We start from the raw sequence: 26413 nt of genomic DNA on the forward strand, positions 1-26413 counted from the left end.
TTATTTGGCAACAATATTAACAAGTTTTTGAGGCACCGCAATCACTTTTTTAATATCCTTGCCTTCTATTTCAGCTTTGATATTTTCGTTACCTAATGCTACTGTTTCCATTTCTTCTTTTGAAAGATCTTTAGAAACTTTAATTTTGGCACGAACTTTACCATTTACTTGAACGACAATTTCCACTTCATCATCGACTAATAATGTTTCATCATAAGAAGGCCATGGTTGATAAGTAATCGTTTCTTCATGTCCTAAACGCGCCCATAATTCTTCACCTATATGAGGTGCGATTGGCGCTAACATTTTAATAAATCCTTCAATATATGGTTTATAAATCTCATCAACTTTATAGCAATCATTTATAAATACCATTAGCTGACTAATTGCCGTATTGAAATTTAATGTTTCAAAGTCTTCCGAAACTTTTTTCACTGTTTGGTGGTAACTTTTATCTAAAGCTTTATTATTAGTATTGACTACTTTATCTGTGATTAAACCGTCTTCTGTAATTAAAAGTCTCCAAATTCTGTCTAAGAAACGTCTTGAACCGTCTAATCCTTTATCACTCCATGCAATTGCAGCATCTAGTGGACCCATGAACATTTCATATAGACGTAACGTATCAGCACCATGTGATTTGATTATATCATCTGGATTAATAACATTACCCTTAGATTTGCTCATTTTTTCATTACCTTCACCTAAAATCATGCCTTGGTTAAATAATTTTTGGAATGGTTCTTTGGTAGGCACTACACCTAAATCATACAAGACCTTATGCCAAAATCTAGCGTACAATAAGTGTAACACTGCATGTTCAACACCACCAATATATAAATCCACAGGCAACCAATGTTTTAACTTTTCAGGATCAGCTAACATCTGTTCATTATCTGGGTCAATAAAGCGTAAATAATACCAACAACTACCTGCCCATTGTGGCATTGTATTTGTTTCACGACGTCCTTTCATCCCAGTTTCTTCATCAATAACATTAACAAATTCATCTATATTAGCTAATGGCGATTCACCTGTACCAGAAGGTTTAATTTCGTCTGTCTCAGGTAAAAGTAAAGGTAATTCATCTTCAGGAACCGTTGTCATCGTACCATCTTCCCAATGTATAACAGGAATAGGTTCGCCCCAATAACGTTGACGACTAAATAACCAATCTCTCAGTTTATAATTGACTTTTCTTGTACCAGCATTGTTTTGTTCTAAAAGTGTAATAGCTTTTTCAATCGCTTCATGATTATATAAACCATTTAATTCTTGTGAATTAATATGAGGCCCATCGCCATCATAAGCTGCTTCAGATAGGTCTCCACCTTCAATTATTGCTTTAATTGGTAAATCAAAAGCTTTTGCAAATTCATAGTCTCTTTGGTCTCCGCTAGGAACTGCCATAACAGCGCCTGTACCATATGAAGATAAAACATAATCAGCAATCCAAATCGGCGTTTTTTCTCCTGATAAAGGATTAAATGCATACGCTCCAGTAAACACACCAGATTTTTCTTTAGCTAATCCAGTACGTTCTAAGTCTGATTTCATTGCCGCTTCTTGTTGATATTTCTCAACACTGTCTTGATGTTCTGATGTAGTAATTTTATTTACGAGTTCATGTTCAGGACTTAACACTAAGAATGTTGCACCATAAATAGTGTCTGGGCGTGTTGTAAACACTTCAATTTGATCATTGAAATTTTCTACATTAAATCTTACAGATGCGCCTTCTGATCGTCCAATCCAATTACGTTGCATGTCTTTTAAAGATTCAGGCCAATCTAAATCATCTAAATCTTCAAGTAATCTGTCTGCATATTCAGTAATTCTAAGTACCCATTGTTTCATTGGTCTTCTATAAACAGGATGTCCGCCACGTTCAGAAACACCATCGATTACTTCTTCATTTGACAATACAGTACCTAACGCAGGACACCAGTTCACTGCTACTTCATCAACATAAGCAAGTCCCTTATTATATAATTGAATGAATATCCATTGTGTCCATTTATAATATTCTGGGTCTGTTGTATTAACTTCACGATCCCAATCATAACTAAATCCTAATTCCTTAATTTGTCGTTTGAAAGTTTGGATATTTTGTTTTGTGAATTCACGAGGATCATTACCTGTATCAAGTGCATATTGTTCAGCTGGTAAACCAAAAGCATCCCAACCCATTGGATGTAATACATTATATCCTTGCATTCGTTTGTATCTTGAAATAATATCAGTAGCTGTATAGCCTTCAGGATGGCCTACATGTAGCCCTGCACCTGATGGATAAGGGAACATATCAAGTGCATAAAATTTTTTCTGGCCTAAATTATCTTCAGTTTTGAACGTTTTATAGTTTTCCCAATAATTCTGCCATTTTCTTTCAATTTCATTATGATTGTAATTCACTTCATTTCCTCCTGTTCAATAATAAAAAGACACCTCAAACTATTATATAATAGGGACGATGATTTTCACCGCGGTACCACCCTGTTTCACTAAATGTGCGCTCATTTTAATTAATAGTTAGAGATGTCATTCATTCACTTTAAGTCCTGGTAAGTTCACTTGAGGCTTTACGCTAGGTTCCACCCACCCTAGCTCTCTGTCGAAAAGCTTTCAAATTACTACTCCTATACTCTTCTTATGATATTTGAAAAAGCCCTTTATTTCAAGTATAAAGTTGATTTACAAAACTCGCCTTTATGTTTATATAAAATTATTTAAACTATACATAAAATATTATTAATTCAATAACCATTTCTCGCTGAATCATTAATGCTTATTTTTAATCTCATGTACCATGATTGCTCTGTAACAAAAATAAATGAAATCTACATTTTGGGTTCAATATTATATTAAATATCCTTTGGTAATTTGCGATCATAAAATGTTAAAAATATAAGTGATAAAACTAACAATGAAATCATGCTTAAAAACATGATTTGCATGTTAAACATATCAACAACAACACCACCAATAAGAGGACCAAATGCTTTACCAACTGTAGCTGCAGAATTAACGTAACCTTGGAATGAACCTTCTTTCCCATTTGGTGCAAGTTGATTTGCAATTGTCGGAACTGCTGGCCAAACAAACATTTCACCCAATGTTAATATAACCATACCTACCATAAATACAGAAAATTGTTCAGCAAAACTTGTGACAAAGAAAGAGATAATAAAAATACCTATACCAACATACATTTGATGCTTTAAATTTCCTTTTAATAATCTGATTATTGGAATGATTAATGGTTGTGCAACTAATATCATAATACCGTTGACAGTCCACAATAAACTGTATTGGCCCATAGAGATATTTAGCTCTTGAGTAAATGAAGCAATCGTACTTTCCCATTGAATATAAGCAATCCAACAAATGCTAAACATGACACACAGCAAAGTTAATGCAATGAATTGTGGTCTGTACGCTTTATCTAATAAACTCATGGCATCATTTGATTTAACTTTAATGTCCAATTTAATATTAAATTGGCTAATTGCGACTATGGCAAATGCAATATACATTAATAAATTAGCTATAAATATATAATTAAAACTTAATTCTGCCACAAAGCCACCAGATGCTGCACCAATCGCCACTCCTAAATTTTGAGCTAAATATATCGCATTAAAAGTTTGTCTACCACCTTGCGGCCAAACTGCACCTGCTAACGCATAAATTGCTGGGACAATCATGCCACCGCCAAAGCCTAGACAGACTAACCATACTGCATACCATGGCCATCCGTGGAAAAAATTCAACAATGTTGTACTACTTAAACAGATCACAGTTCCAATCATAATTGTCCGATAACCACCCAATTTATCAAATAGATTACCACCTAATAAATTGCCAATGACCATACCAAATGAATTAATCATTAATACTAACCCAGCCATTGTTAAACTTTTGTCTAATTCTTCATTCATATATATTGTATTTAATGGCCATAAAAAACTTGAGCCTGTGATATTTAATGCCATACCAATCACCAACCACCACACTGATTTTGGCATATTCATAACCATAAGCTCCTTTCTAATTTTAAATTTCTGTTTTTACTCTAAACACTATATCATTAAAATATGTTAAAATCTTTAACTAGAATGAATTTAGAAAGGAAAATGTTATATGGGACAATTCTTCCCTTACGCATTCGAGAATAAACGATATCATACTTGGAATTACCATTTGAAAAATAAATTTGGCCAAAAAATCTTTAAAGTTGCAATTGACGGAAGATTTGATTGCCCAAATAGAGATGGCACAGTTGCACATGGTGGCTGTACGTTTTGTTCTGCAGCAGGAAGTGGGGATTTTGCAGGAGATCGTGTAGACTCGATAGATGTGCAATTCCAACAAATCAAAGATAGAATGCATGAAAAATGGCATGAAGGTCAGTATATTGCTTATTTCCAAGCATTTACTAACACACATGCGCCAGTTGAAGTATTAAGAGAAAAGTACGAAACTGCATTAAAAGAACCTGGAGTTGTAGGATTATCTATTGGAACACGCCCTGACTGCTTACCGGATGATGTTGTCGAATACTTAGCTGAATTGAACGAACGTACCTATTTATGGGTTGAATTAGGTCTACAGACAGTACATCAAAAAACATCAGATTTGATTAATCGTGCACATGATATGAAAACGTATTACGAAGGTGTAGCTAAGCTACGTAAACATAACATAAACGTGTGTACACACATCATTAACGGTCTTCCTGAAGAAGACTATGACATGATGATGGAAACAGCTAAAGAAGTAGCACAAATGGATGTCCAAGGCATTAAAATACACTTGTTACACCTACTTAAAGGTACACCAATGGTAAAACAATACGAAAAAGGCATGCTCGAATTCATGTCTCAAGACGATTATACAAATTTAGTTTGTGATCAACTAGAAATTTTACCAAAAGAAATGATTGTCCATCGAATTACTGGTGATGGTCCGATTGACTTAATGGTTGGCCCTATGTGGAGTGTCAACAAATGGGAAGTATTAAACGAAATTGATGATGAATTAGCACGCAGAAATTCTTATCAAGGAAAATACTATGAATCGACGATTAAATCATGAAACTAGAAAGGATTTTACCATTTTCTAAAACGCTATTACGACAACATATCAACGCAGACAGCATTGTGATTGATGCCACTTGTGGTAATGGTCATGACACTGAATTTTTAGCACAACAAGTCCCAAATGGTAAAGTGTATGCTTTTGATATTCAAGAAGTTGCAATTCAAAATACGAGCAACAAGACAAACGCATTTAAAAATGTACACTTAATTCAAGATAGTCATGCTAAAGTAAAGCAATATATACAAAGTAATGAAATTGGACAAATTGATGCAGCCATTTTTAATTTAGGCTATTTACCTAAAGGCGACAAATCAATTGTGACAATCCCCAGCAGTACTTTAACAGCTATAGATGAAATATTTGATATATTGGCAACAGAAGGTATAATTGTACTAGTAATATATCACGGACATGATGAGGGCAAAATTGAACGTGATGCATTATTAAATTATCTTCAACATTTTGATCAAAACAAAGCACACATATTACAATATCAATTTATTAATCAAAAAAATAATGCACCATTTCTATGTGCAATTGAAAAAAGATAAAGTATATTAAAAATAAAAATGCATCTCCATTTATATGGAGATGCATTTTTACTTTAGTATAGATATTGATTACCTAATACTATATTGGGTCTAACTTCTCATTTTGTAACTATAATTATTCCCTATAATTTTAAGATAGATTTAAGACTAGATTGTATAGTAGATGATTTTTCACTTATTTCTGCTTTAAAACAATTTAAAAGTTCTTCCCTTTGATCTTTTAAATCCTCATTGAAATGTATAATTACCGTACGTTCATCGTTCACAGGTCTTTCTTTAATAATCCACGCTTTCTCAACTAAATCATTATACGTTCTTGTACGTTTATAAGATTTTATTTTAACATAATTATCCATTTCTTTAAGCGTCATTGATCCTTCTTCCCAAAGTGTTAAAAGAATTAAAATTTCTTCTTTTGACATTTTATATTGTTTCTGTACTTTTTCAAAGATTTCTTCAATATCTTTAAGTACATATTCCAATCTAAGGACACTATCTACCATATCAGCAATTGTCTTCCCCATAGAAATATCCCCCAATCATAATATAAAGTTAAACATGTAAAATTAATTTACCAAAAATTCATTCAATGCAAAATTTATTCATATCGGAATAAATTTTGATATTTTCAATAAAATTAATCTTATATACAGTTTAAAATTAAATTATGAATTATGCAATTAGTTGTTTGATTTTATTTTGCATATCTTTCAAAATTATGGCAGAATTTTCAAACTTTTCACTTTCTTCACTATTTAATTGCGTCTCATATACTTTAACTGCACCATTTCTATTAATTAATGTAGGCACTCCAATATAAACATCATCTTGTTTATATTCACCTTCTAAATAACTAGAAACTGGCAAGACTACATTTTGATTTTTTAAAATTGCTTGTGTAATACGTACCAATCCCATTGCTATGCCATAATAAGTTGCCCCTTTTGATTGGATAATCTCATAAGCAGCATCTCTTGTGTTGGTAAATATTTCATCTATTCTATGTTGTTTATCAGGGTTATCATTTAATAAATTGTATAATGGTTGACCAGCAATATTAGCTTGTGACCATATCGCTAATTCAGAATCACCATGTTCACCAATAATTTGTGCATCCACACTCCAAGGGGACACACCAAATTCTTGTGCTAGTTCAAATTTAAATCGTGCGGTATCTAGTATTGTACCTGATCCAATCACTTGAGCTTTCGGTAATCCTGAAACTTTTTGTGTTACATAGGATAATACATCCACTGGATTTGTTGCTATAAGGAAAATGCCATTAAAGCCTGTGCTCATAATTTTAGTGACAATATCTTTAAATATTTTTGTATTTTTTTCTACTAAATCTAATCTCGTTTCGCCTGGCTTTTGTGCAGCTCCTGCAGTAATGACAATTAAGTCAGCATTACTACAATCTTCATAACTACCAGCTTTTACTTTTACTGGTGAATCACCGTATGGAGCACTATGATTTAAATCTGCAACATCGCCTTTAACTTTTGCTTCATCTAAATCAATTATTACTAATTCATCAGCTAAACCTTGTGCAACTACTGCAAAAGCATAACTTGATCCAACTGCTCCATCACCTATTAAAACTACTTTATTCCCTTTTTCAATTTTCATGCTAAGTCGCTCCTTTTAATTCAAAGTAAATATTACTAAAGATTAATGTGATTTTTTTCACAATATAAATATAACAATTATTATTTTAAAAATCAATGTTTATTGTGATTTTTTTCACATTATTTTTTATAAATAAAAGAGTGTCAATAAAATCAACGACAGATTAAATTTATTCACTCTTTTTATCAATGATTGTTAAGTCATAATTGTATCAATTAGATGGTTGTTAACACTTATTAAGCATTTCATAAAATGATACTCAAGATCCGATACCATTATTTATTATATAAATTATGAAAGTTCATTTTCATCATGTACAATAAAACCAATATTACTAGCGCTATTATTAAGAAATGCTAGAACATAGCGCATTACGTCATCTCTTTCAGGTTCATTATGTATTTCATGATTCAACCCAGGCCAAGCTTTAAAATATAACTCTTCTGTAGTAATTTTTTCTTTAATCAAACTCATAGTAGAAATATCAGACACTTTATCTTCTAGTCCATACATTAATAATAAAGGAAGTGGTTTAATATCTTTTAAATGTGTAACAGTTTCTTTCATGATTTCAATGATTTGTTTATACCAATGATACGTAACTTTCTGAAGCATGAGTTGGTCCGCTTTTGCCTCTTCAATAACCTCCTCATTACGTGTTAAATCTTCAATTGTAATACCTATTTTAAATCTTGTATCTTTAGTTAATTTTCCTACATTCGACACAATTTTATCTTTTCTAGTTTTTTTATTTTTCTTGAATTCTAATAATGGAGAAATCAACATTAGCCCCTCAATAGGCACTTCCACTTTTTCAAGTAAATTTAAAATGATAAGCCCACCAAGGCCAACACCTAAAAAATAAGTCGGAAGTTTATACTCATTAGCTATTCTAATCCATTCAAGCACATGTTCATGGTATACTTCGAAGTTTGCTATTTGTCCTTTATTAGCACGTGTAGTTTGACCTTGTCCAGGCAAATCACCCATGATTACATGGTAGCCATTTCTACGAAGCATTGTTATAACATATGCATATCTACCTGTATGTTCGAGCATGTTATGGGCGATTACAATGACACCCTTTGCCTCGTTTTCTGTTTCCCATTTCCACATATTCCATACTTCCCCTTCTACAATAATTTCAATAACTACATTGTATCAAAATATGATGTACTTTTTCCATTTTTAACGCATAAATCATACTGTTATGTGTGCCTATAACTTTATGATTATAACTCATAGCTAAAGCGTGAGACAATGTTATCGTGTAGTATATAATATTTAGTGTAATAAATTTTATTGTAAACGATTTCATTACTATTAGATTCATGCTACACTATTATTGAAAGAACAGCCATAAGCAGAATGGGAGGAATTAATATGCCAATTGTGAAAAATTTTTTTATAGGATTATCTAACAATCCATTTTTAAATAAAGCAGCTAAGGAAATTGGTCCTATGTTCGGTGCCAAGAAAGTAGTTGCAGGGAACACTATTCCAGAATTAGTGGACACAATTGAACGTTTAAATAACAAAGGGATTACTGTCACAGTAGATTGTCTTGGTGAATTTGTTTTAAATGAAGGTGAGGCAATACAAGCAAAAGACCAAATATTAGAAGTGATGTATGCTATCAACAATCATAATTTAGATGGTCATATGTCTATCAAAATCAGCCAATTAGGTTCTGAGTTTGACATTGATCTTGCTTATCGTAATTTACGTGAAATATTACTTAAAGCTAACGATTTTGGTAATATGCATATTAATATAGACACTGAAAAATATGATAGCTTATTTGATATTACACAAGTTTTAGACCGATTAAAAGGCGAATTTAAAAATGTAGGAACTGTTATACAAGGATATTTATATAAAGCAGATGCACTCGTCGATAAATACCCAGAATTACGATTACGTATGGTCAAAGGTGCATATAAAGAAAATGAAAACATCGCCTATCAAACTAAAGAAGAAATTGACGATAATTACATACGCTTAATTAAAAAGCGACTGTTAAATGCGAAAAATGTCACTTCTATTGCTACACATGATGATGCTATCATCACACATATTAAACAGTTTATTAAAGACAATAATATTGAAAAAGATAACTATGAATTTCAGATGTTGTATGGTTTCCGCTCAGAATTGGCAGAATCACTAGCGCGCGAAGGCAATCATTTCTGTATCTATGTTCCATACGGTGATGATTGGTTTAGTTACTTTATGAGAAGATTAGCAGAACGACCTCAAAATTTAAATCTAATGTTTTTAGAAATTATGAAACCCGAAGTGTTGAAAAAAATGGGAGTAGTCGCTGGAGCTCTGTCAACTATTGGAGCTTTAAGTGCATTGCTATACAAAAAATTTAAAAAATAAAAATTTTATGATTAAAGTGTATGTAATTTAAACCTTTTCAAAACATTGTTAGAATAATCAAATGTAATATCATATTTATGAATAAGTGAATGATTACGGATTATGCAAACGATATTTATAGTCCAAGTATGACGAGCAAAAACAAAAATTTAAAACAAAAGAGGCTGGGACATAAATCCCCTTTCTCAAAATTATTTTGTTTGAATCATATAGTTCTTTGACAAATATGACGTATTTTAGCAAGTCTCTCGAAGTATAGGACAAGCTGCTACAGGCTAAAGCTGTCCCCAAAGAAAGCGAGCCAACAATATGAAGTATTGAATAAAAAGACGCACTCAGATGAATTGAATTAAATCATCTGAGTGCTATTTTTTTGGATTTATATGCCTGACTCTTATTTTGAGCAGAGGCAATGATATCTAGAGTTCTGACCTAATTTTTATTTTTAAATGACATTACTCATTATTACTTGAATCATTAAATTTTTTTCAATAAATTTGCCATTTCTATAGCACTTACTGCCGCTTCAGACCCTTTGTTTCCTGCTTTTGTACCTGCACGTTCTACAGCTTGTTCAATATTTTCAGTTGTTAAAATTCCAAAGATAACTGGTGTATCTGAAATATCATTCGCTTTTGAAACACCTTTCGCTACTTCATTACATACATAATCATAATGTGACGTTGAACCTCTAATCACACAACCTAAAGTAATTACTGCATCGTAATCACTTTTTTGAGCTAATTTTTTAGCTACTAATGGGATTTCAAAAGCCCCAGGCACATATGCAACATCAATATTTTCTGCAGGAACTTCGTGTCTAACTAAAGTGTCTTTAGCACCATCTAGCAAACGATTCGTAATGAAATCGTTGAATCTACTTACGACAATCGCTACCTTTAAATCTGATCCTATTAAATTACCTTCAAAATTCATGTTTATTCCTCCTATATTAAATGACCCATTTTCTCTTTTTTTGTTTTCATATAAGCTTGGTTATATTGGTTCGATGGTATTACCAATTCAATTCTTTTGGCAATATCAATGCCGTAATTCTCCAAACTTCCAAATTTTTTAGGATTATTACTTAATAAATTCACACGTTTGATACCTAGATATTTTAAAATTTCAGCAGCATATTGGTATTCTCTTAAATCTTCATCAAAACCGAGTGCAATATTTGCTGTAACCGTATCATATCCTTGTTCTATCAATTCATATGCTCTTAATTTATTAATTAAACCGATTCCTCTACCTTCTTGAGGTAAATAAAGGATAACGCCTCCATTTTTATCAATGTATTTCATAGATGCAGCAAGCTGTTCACCACAATCACATCTTTGACTATGAAAAATATCTCCAGTCAAACAAGCAGAATGTATACGTACATTCTCTGTTTCGTTAATATTACCACTTGTGATTGCTACAATTTCTTCACCATCATTTGTTGTAAAACCATACATATCGAAATTACCATATTCAGTAGGCAACTTTATTTTAGCTTTTGCTGCAACAGACGAAACAGATTGCTTTTTATATTTTTCCAAATCTTCGATAGATATCATTACCAAATTGTGCTTATTTTTAAATGCTTCTAAATCATCACCTTTTGCCATTGAACCATCGTCATTCATAATTTCACAAATCAGCGCTGCCGGTTTTGCGCCAGTTAATTTAGCTAAATCTACAGAGGCTTCAGTATGACCACGTCTAGCCAATACACCATTCTCTTGAGCAACTAATGGAAATAAATGGCCTGGTTTATTAAAATCTTCTGCTGTTGTACTATTATCGATTAATGCTTTTGCAGTGAGCATTCTTTCATCAGCACTGATACCAGTTGTAGTGTTAATATGATCAATACTAACTGTAAATTGAGTGCCATATACATCTGAATTATGATTGACCATTGAATGAAGTTCTAAATCTTCAGCTATTTTTTTACTAATCGGTGCACAAATTAATCCTCTTCCATATTTAGCCATAAAATTAACAGTATTATCATACATCCATTCAGTAACCGCTACTAAATCTCCTTCATTTTCTCTATTTTCATCGTCTACTACAATGATACTTTTACCTTTTTTTAGTGATTCAAGTGCTAAATCTATACTGTCCAATTGCATTTTACCCCTCCTAGAATCCAAAAGCGCTTAGTTTTTCTAAACTTAAACCTTTTTCACTTTTACCAACTATTTTTTCTACATATTTAAACAACATGTCTGTTTCAATATGTACTAAGTCACCAACACGTTTTTGATTTAAAATAGTTGATCTTCTTGTTTCTGGTATAAGATGAATATCAAATTCTGTATCTCGTAATTGAAATACTGTCAAACTAACGCCGTCTACGGTGATTGAACCTTGTTGTACCATTTGATCGATCACAGAAGTAGATGGTTTAATAGTTACAATTTTAGAATTATCTGAGTTTTGTATTCTAGTAATTCTAGCTACTTCATCAGTGTGGCCAAGTACAAAATGACCTCCAAATCTTCCTGAACCACTCATTGCTCGCTCTAAATTCACCTCAGCGGATTGATTTAATTGATTCAAATAGGTTTTATTCTCAGTACCTTTGATTACTTGGACTGAAAATGACCGTTCATCAAATTGTATAACAGTTAAACATACACCGTTTACACTAATAGAATCACCAATATGCATGTCAGATAAAATTGTTCTACAATCAATTGTTAAATTAACAACCGCTTGTTGTGTTGTAACTTTTTTTATAGTTCCTATTTCTTCGACAATACCAGTAAACATAATTATTCACTTCTTTCGCAATTCTAATTTAATATTTTGCTCAAGCATTTTGGAATTTACAATTTCAAATTGAGGAACGTCTGATAAATTAAAGACATTTTCTGTTTTGAAAAATTGATTGTCACCAGAACCACCTATTATTTTCGGGGCGTAATATAAGATGAGTTCATTTGTAAAGTTAGATTGGAGAAATTCTGAAGTAATCGTGGGACCTGCTTCAACCAAAACACGTCCAATCCCGTTTTGATATAACTGCTTTAAAATATTTTCAATCGTACAATTTGAACAATACATTATTTCTATATTTTTATTTTGATTTTTTAAATTTTTATTTTCTGTGAAAATCCATATTGGCGTCGTCGGTTGTTGAAAAATGTCTAAAGTAAAATCGACTTGTCCAGATTTTGAAAGTATCACACGTATAGGTTGTTTACCTTGTTCAATCCTAGTAGTATATTGTGGATTATCTGCGTTTAACGTACCAGTCCCGGTGATTACTGCATCATGTTTATGTCTGAGCATAAATACATCTTGTTTAACAGTTTTGTTGGTAATCCATTTACTTTCACCACTATCAGTAGCTTGTTTACCATCTAAACTGCAAGATACTTTTACAGTAACTTCAGGAACGCCTTGTCGCTTAGTAATAAAAAAGTCTTTGTATAATGCTTCAGCATCTGGCTTATGATGAAACTCGACTTTCACTCCAGCATTTTGTAAAATTTCATCACCTTTAGATGATAAGGTTGTGTCTTTAACAGCATAAACAACTTTTGAAATACCAAATTCAATAATTTTGTTTACGCATGGTGGCGTTGAACCATAATGTGAACAAGGTTCTAAAGATATATAAATTGTCGCTCCATTTGCTGCTGCTTTTGCCATATCTAAAGCTTGTACTTCGGCATGTTTGTCACCTTTTCGTAAATGTGCACCAATACCGACGATTCTACCTTGATTTACCACAACTGCACCCACAGGAGGATTTACACCAGTTTGGCCATCTACCATCTGCGCCAATTGAATTGCATAATTTAAATATTGACTCATATAATCACCTCTTAATAATAAAAAAACACCTGAAACTCATTTCAGGTGTGGGATGTATTTAGATATAACATAATTTACTTAAATTTGGATACACTTCTCCAATTTTTAGAAAAATGTACGTTAAATAAACACTTGTATAAGTGCCTTTTTGTTATACTTCATTCTTTCTCCCATCCAGACTTTACTGTCGGCTCTAGAATTTCACTAGATCAGCCACATTTGCCAAAACAAATGCAGGTCGCAGGCTTAATTTACTGCCGGTTGGGAATTTCACCCTGCCCCGAAAGAATATTTATGAAATTGTAATTGATGATTGAGTCAAAGTAACTTTTGAAAGCTACATCGTTATCGTACTATATATTTCGATAAAAAACAATTCATATTATCTAAGTCGGCTTTATATCAGTAACAACTTGCTTATATTATTGACTTTACAATGCTTATAAGTTGGTTTACAAATCCATTCATCAAAAATTTACATCTTAAAATATTTTCATAAATGATTAAATGCTATACTTATTTAATATTTTTATAATTCAAACCAAAAACGAACGAACATCTAGCAAAAATTACTCTTTTGCTTTCCTCAAAATGAAACCGGATTTAAATTCATTCGGAAACATAATTCATATTTAACTGATTCATCTAAATTGGATAAACATTCGTTTGTATACTACACTACAAAATCAATCATGCTTAGCATTCAACAAATTCTCTACCACACTTACAGCTTGTTTTACTATCATCATAACGCCGTTACGTGATTGATTAATTCCATTTGTAACTTGACCTAAAGCAAACATGTTTTTTAAGGTACCATAACGTGGACTTATAATTTGATTTGTTTCTGGAATGATTTGAATACCACCTAGTGGGTGTGCTTGGACTACTTGCCTATTTTCCAGATTGAGAATCAGTTGATCATCTTGGTCTAATTCTGATAAATGTGATTTTGAACCAGTAGCATTAATGACAATATCAAATTTATCAATTGCTTTAAAATCATCCTCATATTTAAAACAAAATTGATGCCCGTCATATTTAACGTCTTCCAACCCTTTTTTGATTTCAATTTGCCCTTTTTCGATATGATCGATAATTAATTTTGCGGTACGAGGAGGCATTGGGTTCGAATTTTCTTTTAATATAGATTGGTATTTTTCTAAGAATATCTTCTGATCCTCTCTACTGAAACTGTTCCAAATCCAATTTAAATTTTCTTTTGTTAATTCTAAGATACTTTGAAATTTCCCTAGCGCTTCGGCATGTTGTAAATCATAGGTTAAATCCAAAATCGGGTCGCCTTGCCTTCTGTGTACTAATGCTTCTATTGGAATATCATAATATTCACAGTCCTTTTTAAATAATGCCAATGCCTCGTCCAAAGGTACGTTTCCAAAATATTCTTTTTTGATTTCATTAAATTTTTCTGGAGTAAGATATTTAAATTGAATTTCTGGCATATTTCCCCTAACACTGGGTAAATGACCTTTACGACTCGTCACTGTAATAGGTAAATTAGGATGATGTGCCGTTACAAATCGAATGACATCTAAACTTGCTAAGCCAGTACCAATAATGGCAATTCTATCAGTACTATCAACTTCATTTAATGTGTCATAAGTAGGATAAGGTGTTTTTATGTAACCTGGCGTTCCTTTTAATTGATATGGGTCATGATAGGACATCGTACCGATTGTTAAAAATACAATATCATAACGTCGGCGTTTCTCTAAATTTTCAGATGTGCAGACAACATATTCAACCTGCGTATCCCCAATATTAGATTCTATATACACTTCTAATACTGCTTCTTTAATCATATGAATATTACTATATTGATTATGATAAGTTTCCAAATAATCTTTCATATAGTGTCCAAAAATAAATCTGGGTAGATACTCTGGATTAGAAAATTTAAATATAGATTGATGTTGATACCATTCGTAAAATTCTCGCTCATTATTCAAATTTAAAGACATTTGTTTTGCAGGTAAATTGATTAATAATTGGTCGCTGTCATTTTGAAAAGGCACACCTTGACCCATGTTTTTAGGGTTATCATAAACGTCTACTTCCATTTGTTCGAATTCATTATATTTAACTAATTCTTTTAACAAACTAACACCTGCGGTACCCATACCAATGATAGCTATACGCATTTCACTCATCCTTACTTTAATTAATTTATACTTAGTATATCAAGTATTTAATTGATATTACATATTAATGGACTATGCCACCATTATACAAAATTAATATATATGTTAATATAAAAATGTTGTATCAAAAAAGATTTCTAAAACATATAAGGAGTTAAAACATGAAATTTTTTAAAAGAATAATTTATTTATTGATTGTTAGTTCAATTTTATTAGCAAGTTGTGACTTACCTGGTTTAGGCGGCGGTCAATCTAAAAACTCAGTTAAAATTTCTGCTTTAGCTACGAGTGAATCTCAAATCATGGCTTATATGCTTAAAGATTTAATAGAACATGATACAAAAGGAAAGATTACTGGATCGATTATTAACAACTTAGGTTCAGCTACAATACAGCATAATGCATTACTTCGCGGAGATGCCGACATATCAAGTACACGCTACACTGGTACTGATTTGGTTGGAGCTTTAGAACAACAACCTATTACAAATACTCAAAAAGCAATGTCAGTAACTCAAAAATTATTCAATCAAAAATTTGATCAAACGTTTTTCGACTCTTATGGATTTGAAAATACGTTTGCTTTTATGGTTACTAAAGAAACCGCAAAAAAATATGATTTACATACCGTTTCAGATTTAAAAAAAGTAAAAGATAAAGTAAGAGTTGGTACAGATACGACATGGATCAAGAGAGGTGGCGATGGTTATGCACCATTCCGTGCACATTATGGTTTTGGTTTCAATGATTTAAAACCTATGCAAATTGGACTAGTTTACGACGCGTTAAAAAATAATAAACTCGATGTTGCACTTGGTTATACAACAGATGGAAGAATTGCAGCGTATGATTTAGTTGTACTTAAGGATGATAAAAATTTTTTCCCGCCATATGATGCTAGCGCGGTCGCTCCAAATGAATTATTACAAAAGCATCCACAAATTAAAAAATCTATTAATAAATTAGATGATAAAATTAGTACTGAACAAATGCAAAAGTTAAACTATGAAGCAGATGGTGAAGGTAAAGAACCAGCAATTGTAGCCAAAAGATTTTTAGAAAAACACAATTATTTCGAAGATGAAAATTAAATTTCAAGTGTAATTCTATATTTAATGTTATGTGATATTAATCGATTAGTGTTACTATAGCTACATAGTAAGGAAGTGATTTAATGAAATTCATTATAAAAGTGATAATATCAACGATTATGCTTTTTATATTATTTGGACAGAAAAATAAAGCTAAATAATATTTACTACTTTAACATCTCTCGTTCATCTTGATAATTAATTCACAGTTTACGGAATTCGATTACCTATGTCTATAAAATATAAATTACTAACTAATGTAAATATCAAAAATCAATCATTTATGTATTCAAAAAGGACTAATCCATTTTTCCTACGGATTAGTCCTTCATTAGTTCGTATAACAAACTCAATCATTTTCATTTGTTATAATTAATTATATTTAAAATCATAGATCATTCTTTTTTATGTTTATTATCATCTTTATATACAAAATATTTATAATATTTACCTTCTGTTTTCATATCTTTATAAAAATTTGACATTAGGCTTGCGTTACTTTCAGCCCATTTAATATCTGTAGCATATTGATGTTCACCAGGGTTTTTAGGATTCCAGCGCATGCTATACAATGTGTTTTGATCTTTATTTGATAAAAAGTGTTCATGTATAAAATTAGCACCACCAGTAATTGCTTTTTCTGGTGTATCCCAACCGTGTTTTTTAGCATATTCAGCACCAGTTTTCACTGGATCTTCATCAAGTGCACCGACCCCAAAAAAGTTATAATATTTCTTGCCATCAATTTCAACACCACTCGATAATTCACTTTTAGCTGATCCTGTTTCAAGCAATGCATGTGATATTAAGTATACTTCATTTACATGTTTTTCTTTTGCTGCTTTTATGAAATCGTCTGAATGTTCTAATAGTACTGGATTATCGATTAACATTCTTTTTATTCTATTTTCATCAATTCCTTGATATTTATCTAATTCTAAAAATTGATATTTTTGAGTTTCACTTTCAATAAATTTATTACTATCCATTGCTGCTTTAATCTCAGTTGAAGACGCATCTCTCCATGAATCATTATTTTTATTTGAAATTTGTTGGCTAGTATAATTATCGATTTGTTTTTTTGATGCTTTATCTAAAGTAATATTGAGCTGTTCTACTTTTTCTTGTTGGTTAACCTTTTTAAAAAAGATTTGATCTGAAATCATTGAAAATACAACGACAACAGCTATCACTAACACTACCAATAAGCCAATAATTGATAGTATTGAGCCTTTCTTATGCTTCGTCATGTCCACACCTCATAGGTAATAATAAGAATATTAAGTCCTCTCTTTATTAAAATATACTTTAAGAGACTATCTAAATTTAAATTCTAACACTAAATAGTTGAACGTACAATTTAATATGTTTGTTGTTACATATTCATAAAAAAAGTAATGAAATTTTAATTTCATTACTCTTGACTTTTATTATATTCCATCATAACAAAGCTTATTGCTTGGGATCTGTTTTTATAATAATAACGATTTAAATCAATTGTTCCTTCAATTTCACCATCGCGGTACATCATTTCTTTTGTTAGATTATTTATCATAACAAAGTCTGATTTATCTTTAATCATATCTAAATCATCATGTCTCGCAAAAAAATGTTCTAAATTTAAATGTGCGTAATCCATATAAACCTCCTGATTTGTTGTCCGAAGATAATACTAAAACTCTAAAGTGTTATATCTTTAAGTTGAATACGCGTTGATGTTATAAAACTTAAATTTTATCTATCTTATTAACTCTATTTAACACCTATTATCATTATTTAGCAAATGAAAATTACTAAATTTTAAAATAAAATGATTGCATCCGGAAATAAAAGTTATATATATAACAATGGAGTTACAGCATGTCCTTCGAACAAACATATTTTCAATTCAAATTTATAATTTTTGTGTTATTAAAAAAATACCATATTAAGTATAATCGAGAAGAATATACTCAATTACTCACTATCAAAATGTGGGAACTAACACAGAAGTATTCTCCCCATCATTCTGTCTCATTACAACAATTTTTATATTTTCGTTTGAATTGCTATTTGATTGATTTGTTTCGCAGTCAGAAACAATTAGAAATTACAATAAATTCTCCAGATTTAAAAGAACGAGAAAATATCCTGTTTGATCAAATGAATCATCAAATTATATACCAACAGTTTTTGCAACTATTAACTACTAATGAAAAAAATTGGCTTAACTTAAAATTGCTAGGCTATAAACAATTTGAGATTGCATCAATGTTGAACTGCTCTGTTTCTACAATAAAAAATTATCGGAAAAAGGTGCAAATAAAATACATTAAATATTACGGAATAAATCAAAAATAGGAGTTGGCAAATGACAAAGTTTACAAAATTATTATACCTCAAATCCGTTGTTGGAAATGAAATCATAACAGTCGGGCAATATACCACGCATCAATTTCACTATCCTACTTCAATCATGCCTACACTTACTTACCTTCTAGAAACCTATGGTTTATCACTATCTTATCAAACAAAACAAGCTAAACTAGTTTTAAAAATCAGAAAAATGGTCCCTATATTTATTAATCCAGATATTACTTTATTTCCGCTTAAAGCGAGACGCGCACCCTTGCAATATTATATCAATGCAAATGCGATTGTTGGGATTAAATCAAATAATGAACAAACAACAATTTATTTTGAAAATGCTACATTCATCATTGTAGATGCACCCTACACTTTTGTATATAAAAAATGGCAAGAAAGCATCACACTTTCTCACCTTTTAATTTAACGCATCATAGCGCTCTATTATGCTTATATTCTAATAGCTTCTTCGTAAAATAACCTGTTGCGACCTTAATTAAGTATAGACTAATCACCAATAATAGTAGCGCACCTATGAGTGTCAATACAACGATAATACTAGATAAATCAACTTCTGGTTTAATAAAAAATTGGACTGACGACAAACTTGTCAATAAAGCAAATAAGAATAATCCTAATAAAATAATATATGTAATTAAAATACCAATTAATAACATGAAGAAATAAGCTGATGAAACTACCTTTTCTTCAAAGATATAATTTTTCAAAAATTGATTGGAAAACGCAATTGGTCGATTGAGTTCTTCCTCATGGTTTTTATCCAAGACTTTTGATAACACTTGATCTAGTTGTTGTTTTTCTTTTTTATTTAAAAACCATAAATGCTTTTTAACTTTCTGTTTAAAAATATTTGCTTTCATTAAAGTTTCTCCTTAAAAAGTATCACACTTATACTATCAATATACAGGATAAGTTATTTATCTTATGGTTTCAATAATATTATAAAAAATTTTGCAATCAAATTATATTTCCTTTGCTTATCCATGCTATTCTATAGTTTTTTATTTCAATCAAGTAACCACATAAATTCAATTTATTCAATCCTACTTTAATCAACGCCAACAATGAATTGAAATACAACTTACCATCGCTTACCCAATAGTAAATGATTTCGCTTCTATAATCGCTCATTATTTACTCGTTTCATTCATTACTAATTCATAATATTATAACTTTAGTTAATTGCTTAATAATAAAATAACTTTTACTTCAGTAACTATACTTTAACTTTGAGTGTGTATAAGCAAGGTAGATGATAATAAAAACACTTTCATATGAATTCATTTTATGATGAATTCAATGAAAGTGTTTTTTCCATCATTTGGGAGTAGCTACAGAAATGAACTAACTGCGTTTACGACTATAAAATAGACAGACCAGAACTTTGGATATCTTTTGCAAAGCCTTTAACTGTATCAACAGATAATTCGTTTATATCGCGTCCTAAATTATTATTCACTTTTTTAACTACATCTGCCGGACATGTAATAATATCCGCGCCAACTTCATCAGCTTGGATGACATTGATGACTTCGCGACAGCTTGCCCATAATAATTTCACACCTTTTTTACTGTGTGTAACGTCAGCTGCTTCTTTCATCAATGGAATTGGATCTACTCCTGTATCTGCAATACGTCCAGCAAATACAGACACATATGTTGGAACACCTTCTGTTACAGCATTGGTAATTTCTTTAACTTGATCTAAAGTATAAACAGCAGTAATGTTTAAACGAACATTGTTTGCTGATAATTTTTTAATTAGAGAAATAGTTGATTCACCTTTTGTGTTTACAATTGGAATCTTAACAAAAACATTATCGCCATATTGTTTTAAAATTTCCGCTTCTTTTTCCATAGTTTCTAAATCATCTGCGAATACTTCAAATGAAATAGAAGCGTCAGGAATTTCGCGCACAGCTTCTTCGGCAAATGCTTTATAATCTGTTACACCTGCTTTTGCCATTAAACTTGGATTTGTGGTAAAACCATCTACTTGTTTATTTTTATAAGCTGCTTTCATTTCTTCAATATCTGCACCATCTGCAAACACTTCAACATTTAAATTTGCCATTACTAATTCCTCCTGACTAAAATAAATAATTCTATAAAGAATTATTTTTATAACGGTTTAAACCATACACTTTATTTATACCACCTTTATTTCATAAATTCTATTTTTCTGCTTATAAATGATTAATTTCTGAAAATAATAGTATCAGTAACAGATCTAATATCACTAAAAATCAAGCTTTATAATCTATATTGTTATTAACTAAAAACTTTTCTTATTGTAAATTTAGTTAACTTTAAGTTAATTTATGGTATTATAACTTAATAAATTGCATTAGGAGGTTATTATGGCACGTTCAAAACTTTATTTTTATTTATCATGCATTTTAATTATAATTAGCTTTTATTTTAATACTAGAAACCCTCTACTAAATATGCACTTTAATTCAATGATTAAACTCATTTTTGTTTGTAGTATTATCAATGCTATTATTTTAATACTTGCTATTATCTTTTCTGATAAATCTATTAAAAATTTACATGAAGATTCAGATTGGATTCGTCCAGTTAGCAAAGTTTTACCTTATATAATATTAATTGTGATAGCAATTCATATCTTAGCTTCTCTCTCAACATTTGGTATTATTTTCTAAATCCTACTACAAAAGTTATACTACTTTTGTAGTTTATTTTTTTGAAAGGAAGATATCATAGTGCAATATTTGTATATTTTTGTTGGCGGTGCCATTGGCGCATTCATTCGCTATTTATTATCTGTTTTTAATAGTACTGAAGGATTTCCAACTGGCACATTTTTCGCGAATATCATAGGTGCATTTTTAATGGGCTTATTAGGGTCTTTAGCGATACAGTATTTTAGAAACAATCCACTACTCAAAAAAGGTATAACTACTGGATTACTTGGTGCACTGACTACTTTTTCAACGTTTCAATTCGAACTTGTTGGATTATTACAACAACAAGCATATGTAATGTTAGTAACCTATGCTTTACTCAGCTATATCATAGGTATATTGGTTTGTTATATTGGAGTTAGAATGGGGGCGCGTTTATCATGACTCAGTTTTTTTTAGTTATGTTAGGTGGCGGAATAGGCGCAGTTATTCGTGCATTTGTTACTAATTTCTTTAACAATAGAATTAATAGTACTTACCCGATTGCAACACTTGTCGTAAATATTTTAGGTAGTTTTTTGATTGGTCTATGCATGGGACTGACTTTAAACGTTACTTGGATTAACACATTTTTAATTGTTGGAATTCTTGGTGGACTAACTACTTTTTCAACTTTATCATCTGAATTAGTTCAAATGTTAACACCAAACAAACAGATATTTCATTTTATTATTTATTCAATTTTACAATATGTAGTAGCGTTCATTTCATGTTTATTAGGATATTTTATGATTTAACTTACATAAAAAGAAAAGACCGTAAATATAGTTTTAATCTACTATATTTACGGTCTTATTCAAAATGCAATTACTCTATTAGTGTCCACTATACTCTGATGGATTAGGACCAATTCTTTTATCTTCGTTTAAACTGTCTAAACGTTCAATGTGTTCTTTAGTTAATTCAAAATCAAATACATTTAAATTTTCTTCAATTCTAGATGGTGTGACAGATTTAGGTATCACTACAACTCCATGTTCAATATTCCATCTGATTATAACTTGTGCTGGTGTTTTATTTATTTCTGATGCTACTGACTTAACTATATCATCTTCCAAAATTTGTGCATTCATTAATGGTGACCAGGATTCTACGTGTATATTTTGAACTTCAAGATATCTTCTCAATTCTGACTGTGTGAGATAAGGATGAAATTCAACTTGGTTAATTACAGGTTTAATTGAAACTTGAGCAAGTAATGCTTCTAAATGTTCTGCATTAAAGTTACTAACCCCAATATTCTTAACTTTATCATTTTTATACAAATCTTCCATACCTTGCCAAGTATCTATCATCAATGCTTCATCTAAGCCTGGCCAATGCATTAAATATAAATCTAAATAGTCTAATCCTAGCTTACTTAAACTAGTCTCATAAGCTTCCGCTACATTGCTGCGACCATAATCATCAAGCCATAATTTGGATGTAACAAAAAGATCACTTCTATCTAATCCTGTGGATGATAATCCTTCTGCAATGCCTTGTCCAACCATTTCCTCATTATCATATATCATTGCAGTATCAATATGTCTATACCCATTTTCAATTGCATGTTTTACTGCATCCTTACATTGATCGTTATTTTCAACTCGGAAAGTACCTAAGCCTATGATTGGCATTTCATTACCATTATAAAATGTTACAAATTCCAAATTTAAACTCCCCTTTACTATTAAACTATCTATAATAATAATCAAATTTATCAAACAATTAAATTAAAATGCCTAAATTTTAAATAATTTGTCTAAATAAATTACTTATATACTTGGATATAGACTTTTAACAAATAGCTATAGTCATAACCTTCTAAAAAAATTCGATTCTTTTCCTAAACCAAAAACACATTTGTTAAGTTATTTTAATCCTATTGTTTAATGACCTATACATATATTGGTATTATATAGAATTAGAATAACATTAATAAATAGCAATTTAGATACATATATTTTGATAGGCAAATCAAACCAGATAATTTATATTAAAGTTTGCTCGTAGAAAGTAAGTTCACACTTATAAAATACAAGTAAAAAAGCCCATAAATAAATTTTCGAAAAAATTCATTTATGAGCTATTATAACAAGATTTATATTCTTGATACATAATTAGTTAAATGTTTCAATTTCATCCATCACACGTTGTAAATCTTCAACATTGTACTGGATACGACCATGAAAAACAAACTTATTAAAGTATTCATCAAGTTGTTCTGGTCCAACTAGCACTTTAGAATTAGTACTTTGTGCATAATTTGAAATTGTCACAGCACCTTCATCTTTAGGATTAAAATAAAGAATTGATGTCGGTGTGAATTTCAAGTTTAATTCTGTTTGTAATTCACCAGCTAGTTTTTCAATTTCATTTAAATAATTCGTATAATTTACAAATGATAAAGAATCTTTGTCATCATTTTGGTCCATAACTAAGGTTTGTGCCGTTTGTTTGTCAAGGTTTAACGTTTCAAACACTTGCTCCATCATCGGTTGTTCTTTGAATTGGTTAGCATTAATGCCATTAAATACATGACCTTTTAACAACTGTGAATCTATGAGATAGAGTCCAGTACGTGTGAGTACTAAATGACTTATACGGCGTATATCACTAAAGTTATTTTTCGGTAAGAAAATATTTGCCATGATATGCATATCTTCTGGACGAATACGTTTTTCATTAACTAAGCGTTCACGAATACCAATTAATCTCATATCCGTTACATACTCACTTTTATTTTTAGAGAAAAGTTTTAATGCATCTATTTCTTGCTCTTTTGCATTTACTGTAGCTTCATAGTCCTCTTTTTGTTTAGTAACTTGTTTTTTATTTTCAATTCTTTCTTTTTCTAACTCTTCATCATGTTCATCGCTAAGTTTTTGTTCTCTTGTTTTGTATTGCTCCTCAATGGTTTGCTGTGCTTTTTTCTTACTTTTCAAAGCAACTAAAAATAAAATCAAACAAATAACTGCTACGACAATTGCCACGATTAGTCCAATTTCCATCGGGCCAAATGAATTCATAACAACAACGCTCCTTTATGTGTTCAGTAACTTAATTATAATAGATATGAGTTCATCATTCGATAGTAAAGTTTAAAAAATTAATTACGTCACGCTTATATTTCTACGCTATCTTTTAATAAATTTACTTTATCTAATTTTTCCCAAGGTAACAGTATATCTGTTCTTCCAAAGTGACCATACGCTGCCGTTTGTTTATATATTGGATGTTTTAAATCTAACATTTTAATAATGCCTGCTGGTCTTAAATCAAAGTGAGTTCTAACTGCTTCTACTAGTTCTGTTTCACTTACTTTTCCTGTTCCAAAAGTATCGATTGCAATCGATACTGGTTCAGCCACTCCAATGGCATATGCGAGTTGAACTTCACATTTATCCGCTAAATCAGCTGCTACAATATTTTTGGCTACATAACGCGCAGCATAAGTAGCTGAACGATCTACTTTTGTAGGATCTTTACCGCTAAAGCAACCTCCTCCATGACGTGCATAACCACCGTATGTATCTACGATAATTTTACGACCAGTTAAACCAACATCACCCTGAGGCCCGCCAATTACAAATCGTCCAGTTGGATTAATATAAAATCTTGTATTATCGTCAATTAATCCTTCCGGTACTGTTGGGTATATGACATGTTCTTTGATGTCAGCTTGAATTTGTTCTAAAGTAATGTCTTCCGCATGTTGAGCTGAAACGACAATTGTATCTATACGATGTGGTTTATCTTGTTCATCATATTCCACCGTTACTTGAACTTTTCCATCTGGACGCAAGTATTTTAAAATACTATCTTTTCGCACATCTGATAATCGTTTAGCTAATTGATGCGATAAAAATATTGGTAACGGCATATAAGTATCCGTTTCGTTTGTCGCATAACCAAACATTAAACCTTGGTCACCTGCACCAGTTGCTTCAATTTCTTCTTCTGATAAATTATCACGATATTCTAATGCATTATCGACGCCTTGTGCAATATCAGGCGATTGCTCGTCAATAGCTGTTAATATTGCCATCGTTTGACTATCGTAACCATATTTAGCACGTGTATAGCCGATGTTTTTAATTGTTTCTCTTACAACTTTAGGGATATCTACATATGTAGCTGTAGAAATTTCTCCTGAAATTAATGCCATACCCGTAGTCACGGTAGTTTCACAAGCAACCCGCGCATGAGGATCATCTTTCAATATTTCGTCTAAAATTGCATCAGACACTTGGTCAGCGATTTTATCTGGGTGCCCTTCTGTAACCGATTCTGAAGTAAATAATCTTCTATTATAAGTCATAAATTAACTTGCTCCTTTGTCTTTGATTACGAAAATTCTCTTTTATTGAGCTCATTAAAAAAAGCCTTCTTCACTATATGAATAGAGAGAAGGCCCTTATACGTCCATTCGCTCTTATCGTTCAGACGCTATTTGTCCGCAAACGGTTTGGCACCTTTCTTCGTTGTAAGAAGAGGTTGCTGGGCTTCATTGGGTCCATGTCCCTCCGCCACTCAGGATAAGAGAATCCGTTAATCACTATAGTACCGAAACTAAGTACTAATGTCAATTTGATATTTATTTAAATTCCTTTAAA

26 protein-coding genes and 2 riboswitches are annotated in these 26413 nt (G+C 31.1%); of the genes, 9 read left to right on the forward strand and 17 right to left on the reverse strand.

Features of this window, described 5'->3' with window-relative positions; all coding sequences use genetic code 11:
- Positions 1-2415 (reverse strand): leucine--tRNA ligase, encoded by a 2415-nt coding sequence (gene leuS, locus KA830_RS11435; RefSeq protein ID WP_192945921.1) that lies wholly within the window; start codon positions 2413-2415, stop codon positions 1-3.
- Between the two features lie 449 nt (positions 2416-2864).
- The gene (locus tag KA830_RS11440; protein ID WP_046208338.1) at positions 2865-4034 is read right to left on the reverse strand and encodes an MDR family MFS transporter; all 1170 of its coding nucleotides are present in this window, start codon (positions 4032-4034) and stop codon (positions 2865-2867) included.
- Between the two features lie 109 nt (positions 4035-4143).
- Between KA830_RS11440 and mnmL the strand changes: the two genes are divergently transcribed.
- Positions 4144-5097: a tRNA modification radical SAM protein MnmL/YtqA gene (gene mnmL, locus KA830_RS11445; RefSeq protein ID WP_204179892.1), complete on the forward strand. Its 954-nt coding sequence runs from the start codon at positions 4144-4146 to the stop codon at positions 5095-5097.
- Positions 5094-5654, forward strand: a complete 561-nt coding sequence (gene mnmM, locus KA830_RS11450; RefSeq protein ID WP_204179891.1) for a tRNA 5-(aminomethyl)-2-thiouridylate-methyltransferase MnmM — start codon at positions 5094-5096, stop codon at positions 5652-5654. Before mnmL ends, mnmM begins: the two co-directional genes overlap by 4 nt.
- 122 nt (positions 5655-5776) lie before the next feature.
- On the opposite strand, the gene KA830_RS11455 is transcribed toward mnmM, so the two are convergent.
- From KA830_RS11455 to KA830_RS11465, 3 genes are all read right to left on the reverse strand, one after another.
- Positions 5777-6178, reverse strand: a complete 402-nt coding sequence (locus KA830_RS11455) for a transcriptional regulator, SarA/Rot family (RefSeq protein ID WP_046208335.1) — start codon at positions 6176-6178, stop codon at positions 5777-5779.
- A gap of 148 nt (positions 6179-6326) precedes the next feature.
- Complete coding sequence (locus tag KA830_RS11460) at positions 6327-7283, reverse strand: L-lactate dehydrogenase (protein WP_064208814.1); 957 nt, start codon at positions 7281-7283, stop codon at positions 6327-6329.
- Between the two features lie 291 nt (positions 7284-7574).
- A complete protein-coding gene (locus tag KA830_RS11465; protein WP_046208333.1) occupies positions 7575-8399 on the reverse strand; it encodes an alpha/beta fold hydrolase in 825 nt (274 codons plus the stop codon).
- A gap of 267 nt (positions 8400-8666) precedes the next feature.
- Here KA830_RS11465 and KA830_RS11470 point away from each other — a divergent pair, with 267 nt between their 5' ends.
- Entirely contained in the window at positions 8667-9668 is a 1002-nt protein-coding gene (locus KA830_RS11470) for a proline dehydrogenase family protein (protein WP_210134257.1), read from the forward strand.
- A gap of 477 nt (positions 9669-10145) precedes the next feature.
- Here KA830_RS11470 and ribH read toward each other — a convergent pair whose 3' ends face one another.
- The 5 genes from ribH to KA830_RS11495 all read right to left on the reverse strand — a co-directional run bounded on the left by ribH (position 10146) and on the right by KA830_RS11495 (position 15649).
- Positions 10146-10604 (reverse strand): 6,7-dimethyl-8-ribityllumazine synthase, encoded by a 459-nt coding sequence (gene ribH / locus KA830_RS11475; RefSeq protein WP_070658736.1) that lies wholly within the window; start codon positions 10602-10604, stop codon positions 10146-10148.
- Positions 10605-10615: 11 nt separating this feature from the next.
- Positions 10616-11794 (reverse strand): 3,4-dihydroxy-2-butanone-4-phosphate synthase, encoded by a 1179-nt coding sequence (gene ribB, locus KA830_RS11480; protein WP_204179889.1) that lies wholly within the window; start codon positions 11792-11794, stop codon positions 10616-10618.
- Positions 11795-11804: 10 nt separating this feature from the next.
- Entirely contained in the window at positions 11805-12437 is a 633-nt protein-coding gene (gene ribE, locus KA830_RS11485; RefSeq protein ID WP_046208329.1) for a riboflavin synthase, read from the reverse strand.
- 6 nt (positions 12438-12443) lie between these two features.
- Positions 12444-13487: a bifunctional diaminohydroxyphosphoribosylaminopyrimidine deaminase/5-amino-6-(5-phosphoribosylamino)uracil reductase RibD gene (gene ribD / locus KA830_RS11490; protein WP_046208328.1), complete on the reverse strand. Its 1044-nt coding sequence runs from the start codon at positions 13485-13487 to the stop codon at positions 12444-12446.
- Between the two features lie 158 nt (positions 13488-13645).
- Positions 13646-13779, reverse strand: a riboswitch (FMN riboswitch).
- A gap of 394 nt (positions 13780-14173) precedes the next feature.
- The gene (locus KA830_RS11495) at positions 14174-15649 is read right to left on the reverse strand and encodes an FAD/NAD(P)-binding protein (RefSeq protein WP_204179888.1); all 1476 of its coding nucleotides are present in this window, start codon (positions 15647-15649) and stop codon (positions 14174-14176) included.
- A gap of 161 nt (positions 15650-15810) precedes the next feature.
- Between KA830_RS11495 and KA830_RS11500 the strand changes: the two genes are divergently transcribed.
- On the forward strand, positions 15811-16740 hold the full coding sequence (locus KA830_RS11500; protein WP_046208326.1) for an osmoprotectant ABC transporter substrate-binding protein: 930 nt from the start codon (positions 15811-15813) through the stop codon (positions 16738-16740).
- A gap of 395 nt (positions 16741-17135) precedes the next feature.
- Here the strand turns inward: KA830_RS11500 and sagB are convergent, their stop codons facing one another.
- Together sagB and KA830_RS11510 are read right to left on the reverse strand one after the other, a co-directional pair.
- Positions 17136-17990: a peptidoglycan release complex glucosaminidase SagB gene (sagB, locus tag KA830_RS11505; protein ID WP_046207596.1), complete on the reverse strand. Its 855-nt coding sequence runs from the start codon at positions 17988-17990 to the stop codon at positions 17136-17138.
- A gap of 164 nt (positions 17991-18154) precedes the next feature.
- Complete coding sequence (locus tag KA830_RS11510; protein WP_204179887.1) at positions 18155-18379, reverse strand: hypothetical protein; 225 nt, start codon at positions 18377-18379, stop codon at positions 18155-18157.
- Positions 18380-18600: 221 nt separating this feature from the next.
- Between KA830_RS11510 and KA830_RS11515 the strand changes: the two genes are divergently transcribed.
- Both KA830_RS11515 and KA830_RS11520 read left to right on the forward strand, forming a co-directional pair.
- A complete protein-coding gene (locus KA830_RS11515; RefSeq protein ID WP_204179886.1) occupies positions 18601-19080 on the forward strand; it encodes a sigma-70 RNA polymerase sigma factor region 4 domain-containing protein in 480 nt (159 codons plus the stop codon).
- A 10-nt stretch (positions 19081-19090) separates the two neighbouring features.
- Complete coding sequence (locus KA830_RS11520; protein ID WP_070039579.1) at positions 19091-19513, forward strand: competence protein ComK; 423 nt, start codon at positions 19091-19093, stop codon at positions 19511-19513.
- 4 nt (positions 19514-19517) lie between these two features.
- Here KA830_RS11520 and KA830_RS11525 read toward each other — a convergent pair whose 3' ends face one another.
- Positions 19518-19967 (reverse strand): hypothetical protein, encoded by a 450-nt coding sequence (locus KA830_RS11525; RefSeq protein WP_046207599.1) that lies wholly within the window; start codon positions 19965-19967, stop codon positions 19518-19520.
- A 500-nt stretch (positions 19968-20467) separates the two neighbouring features.
- Positions 20468-21181: a transaldolase gene (locus tag KA830_RS11530; RefSeq protein WP_046207600.1), complete on the reverse strand. Its 714-nt coding sequence runs from the start codon at positions 21179-21181 to the stop codon at positions 20468-20470.
- A gap of 286 nt (positions 21182-21467) precedes the next feature.
- On the opposite strand from KA830_RS11530, the gene KA830_RS11535 reads away from it, so the two are divergent.
- Genes KA830_RS11535 through KA830_RS11545 form a run of 3 tightly spaced genes read left to right on the forward strand, consistent with a single transcriptional unit; the run spans position 21468 to position 22552 of the window.
- The gene (locus KA830_RS11535) at positions 21468-21773 is read left to right on the forward strand and encodes a hypothetical protein (RefSeq protein WP_046207601.1); all 306 of its coding nucleotides are present in this window, start codon (positions 21468-21470) and stop codon (positions 21771-21773) included.
- Between the two features lie 60 nt (positions 21774-21833).
- Complete coding sequence (gene crcB / locus KA830_RS11540; protein ID WP_046207602.1) at positions 21834-22199, forward strand: fluoride efflux transporter CrcB; 366 nt, start codon at positions 21834-21836, stop codon at positions 22197-22199.
- Positions 22196-22552 (forward strand): fluoride efflux transporter FluC, encoded by a 357-nt coding sequence (locus KA830_RS11545; RefSeq protein ID WP_046207603.1) that lies wholly within the window; start codon positions 22196-22198, stop codon positions 22550-22552. Before crcB ends, KA830_RS11545 begins: the two co-directional genes overlap by 4 nt.
- Before the next feature lie 78 nt (positions 22553-22630).
- On the opposite strand, the gene KA830_RS11550 is transcribed toward KA830_RS11545, so the two are convergent.
- From KA830_RS11550 to metK, 3 genes are all read right to left on the reverse strand, one after another.
- A complete protein-coding gene (locus KA830_RS11550; protein WP_204179885.1) occupies positions 22631-23467 on the reverse strand; it encodes an aldo/keto reductase in 837 nt (278 codons plus the stop codon).
- Positions 23468-23917: 450 nt separating this feature from the next.
- Positions 23918-24826, reverse strand: a complete 909-nt coding sequence (locus tag KA830_RS11555; RefSeq protein ID WP_046207605.1) for a nuclease-related domain-containing protein — start codon at positions 24824-24826, stop codon at positions 23918-23920.
- 95 nt (positions 24827-24921) lie between these two features.
- Positions 24922-26118: a methionine adenosyltransferase gene (gene metK, locus KA830_RS11560; RefSeq protein WP_064208803.1), complete on the reverse strand. Its 1197-nt coding sequence runs from the start codon at positions 26116-26118 to the stop codon at positions 24922-24924.
- A 111-nt stretch (positions 26119-26229) separates the two neighbouring features.
- A riboswitch (SAM riboswitch) is annotated at positions 26230-26342 on the reverse strand.
- Between the last annotated feature and the right edge of the window lie 71 nt (positions 26343-26413).

This window comes from Staphylococcus sp. GDY8P119P, from assembly GCF_017892075.1.
Classification (GTDB): domain Bacteria; phylum Bacillota; class Bacilli; order Staphylococcales; family Staphylococcaceae; genus Staphylococcus; species Staphylococcus ureilyticus.

Bases quoted from the DNA above. Each gene is read 5' to 3' on its own strand.
- KA830_RS11440 (WP_046208338.1), bottom strand. From the start codon at position 4,034: ATGAATATGCCAAAATCAGTGTGGTGGTTGGTGATTGGTATGGCATTA.
- mnmL (WP_204179892.1), top strand. From the start codon at position 4,144: ATGGGACAATTCTTCCCTTACGCATTCGAGAATAAACGATATCATACT.
- mnmM (WP_204179891.1), top strand. From the start codon at position 5,094: ATGAAACTAGAAAGGATTTTACCATTTTCTAAAACGCTATTACGACAA.
- KA830_RS11455 (WP_046208335.1), bottom strand. From the start codon at position 6,178: ATGGGGAAGACAATTGCTGATATGGTAGATAGTGTCCTTAGATTGGAA.
- KA830_RS11460 (WP_064208814.1), bottom strand. From the start codon at position 7,283: ATGAAAATTGAAAAAGGGAATAAAGTAGTTTTAATAGGTGATGGAGCA.
- KA830_RS11465 (WP_046208333.1), bottom strand. From the start codon at position 8,399: ATGTGGAAATGGGAAACAGAAAACGAGGCAAAGGGTGTCATTGTAATC.
- KA830_RS11470 (WP_210134257.1), top strand. From the start codon at position 8,667: ATGCCAATTGTGAAAAATTTTTTTATAGGATTATCTAACAATCCATTT.
- ribH (WP_070658736.1), bottom strand. From the start codon at position 10,604: ATGAATTTTGAAGGTAATTTAATAGGATCAGATTTAAAGGTAGCGATT.
- ribB (WP_204179889.1), bottom strand. From the start codon at position 11,794: ATGCAATTGGACAGTATAGATTTAGCACTTGAATCACTAAAAAAAGGT.
- ribE (WP_046208329.1), bottom strand. From the start codon at position 12,437: ATGTTTACTGGTATTGTCGAAGAAATAGGAACTATAAAAAAAGTTACA.
- ribD (WP_046208328.1), bottom strand. From the start codon at position 13,487: ATGAGTCAATATTTAAATTATGCAATTCAATTGGCGCAGATGGTAGAT.
- KA830_RS11495 (WP_204179888.1), bottom strand. From the start codon at position 15,649: ATGCGTATAGCTATCATTGGTATGGGTACCGCAGGTGTTAGTTTGTTA.
- KA830_RS11500 (WP_046208326.1), top strand. From the start codon at position 15,811: ATGAAATTTTTTAAAAGAATAATTTATTTATTGATTGTTAGTTCAATT.
- sagB (WP_046207596.1), bottom strand. From the start codon at position 17,990: ATGACGAAGCATAAGAAAGGCTCAATACTATCAATTATTGGCTTATTG.
- KA830_RS11510 (WP_204179887.1), bottom strand. From the start codon at position 18,379: ATGGATTACGCACATTTAAATTTAGAACATTTTTTTGCGAGACATGAT.
- KA830_RS11515 (WP_204179886.1), top strand. From the start codon at position 18,601: ATGTCCTTCGAACAAACATATTTTCAATTCAAATTTATAATTTTTGTG.
- KA830_RS11520 (WP_070039579.1), top strand. From the start codon at position 19,091: ATGACAAAGTTTACAAAATTATTATACCTCAAATCCGTTGTTGGAAAT.
- KA830_RS11525 (WP_046207599.1), bottom strand. From the start codon at position 19,967: ATGAAAGCAAATATTTTTAAACAGAAAGTTAAAAAGCATTTATGGTTT.
- KA830_RS11530 (WP_046207600.1), bottom strand. From the start codon at position 21,181: ATGGCAAATTTAAATGTTGAAGTGTTTGCAGATGGTGCAGATATTGAA.
- KA830_RS11535 (WP_046207601.1), top strand. From the start codon at position 21,468: ATGGCACGTTCAAAACTTTATTTTTATTTATCATGCATTTTAATTATA.
- KA830_RS11545 (WP_046207603.1), top strand. From the start codon at position 22,196: ATGACTCAGTTTTTTTTAGTTATGTTAGGTGGCGGAATAGGCGCAGTT.
- KA830_RS11555 (WP_046207605.1), bottom strand. From the start codon at position 24,826: ATGAATTCATTTGGCCCGATGGAAATTGGACTAATCGTGGCAATTGTC.
- metK (WP_064208803.1), bottom strand. From the start codon at position 26,118: ATGACTTATAATAGAAGATTATTTACTTCAGAATCGGTTACAGAAGGG.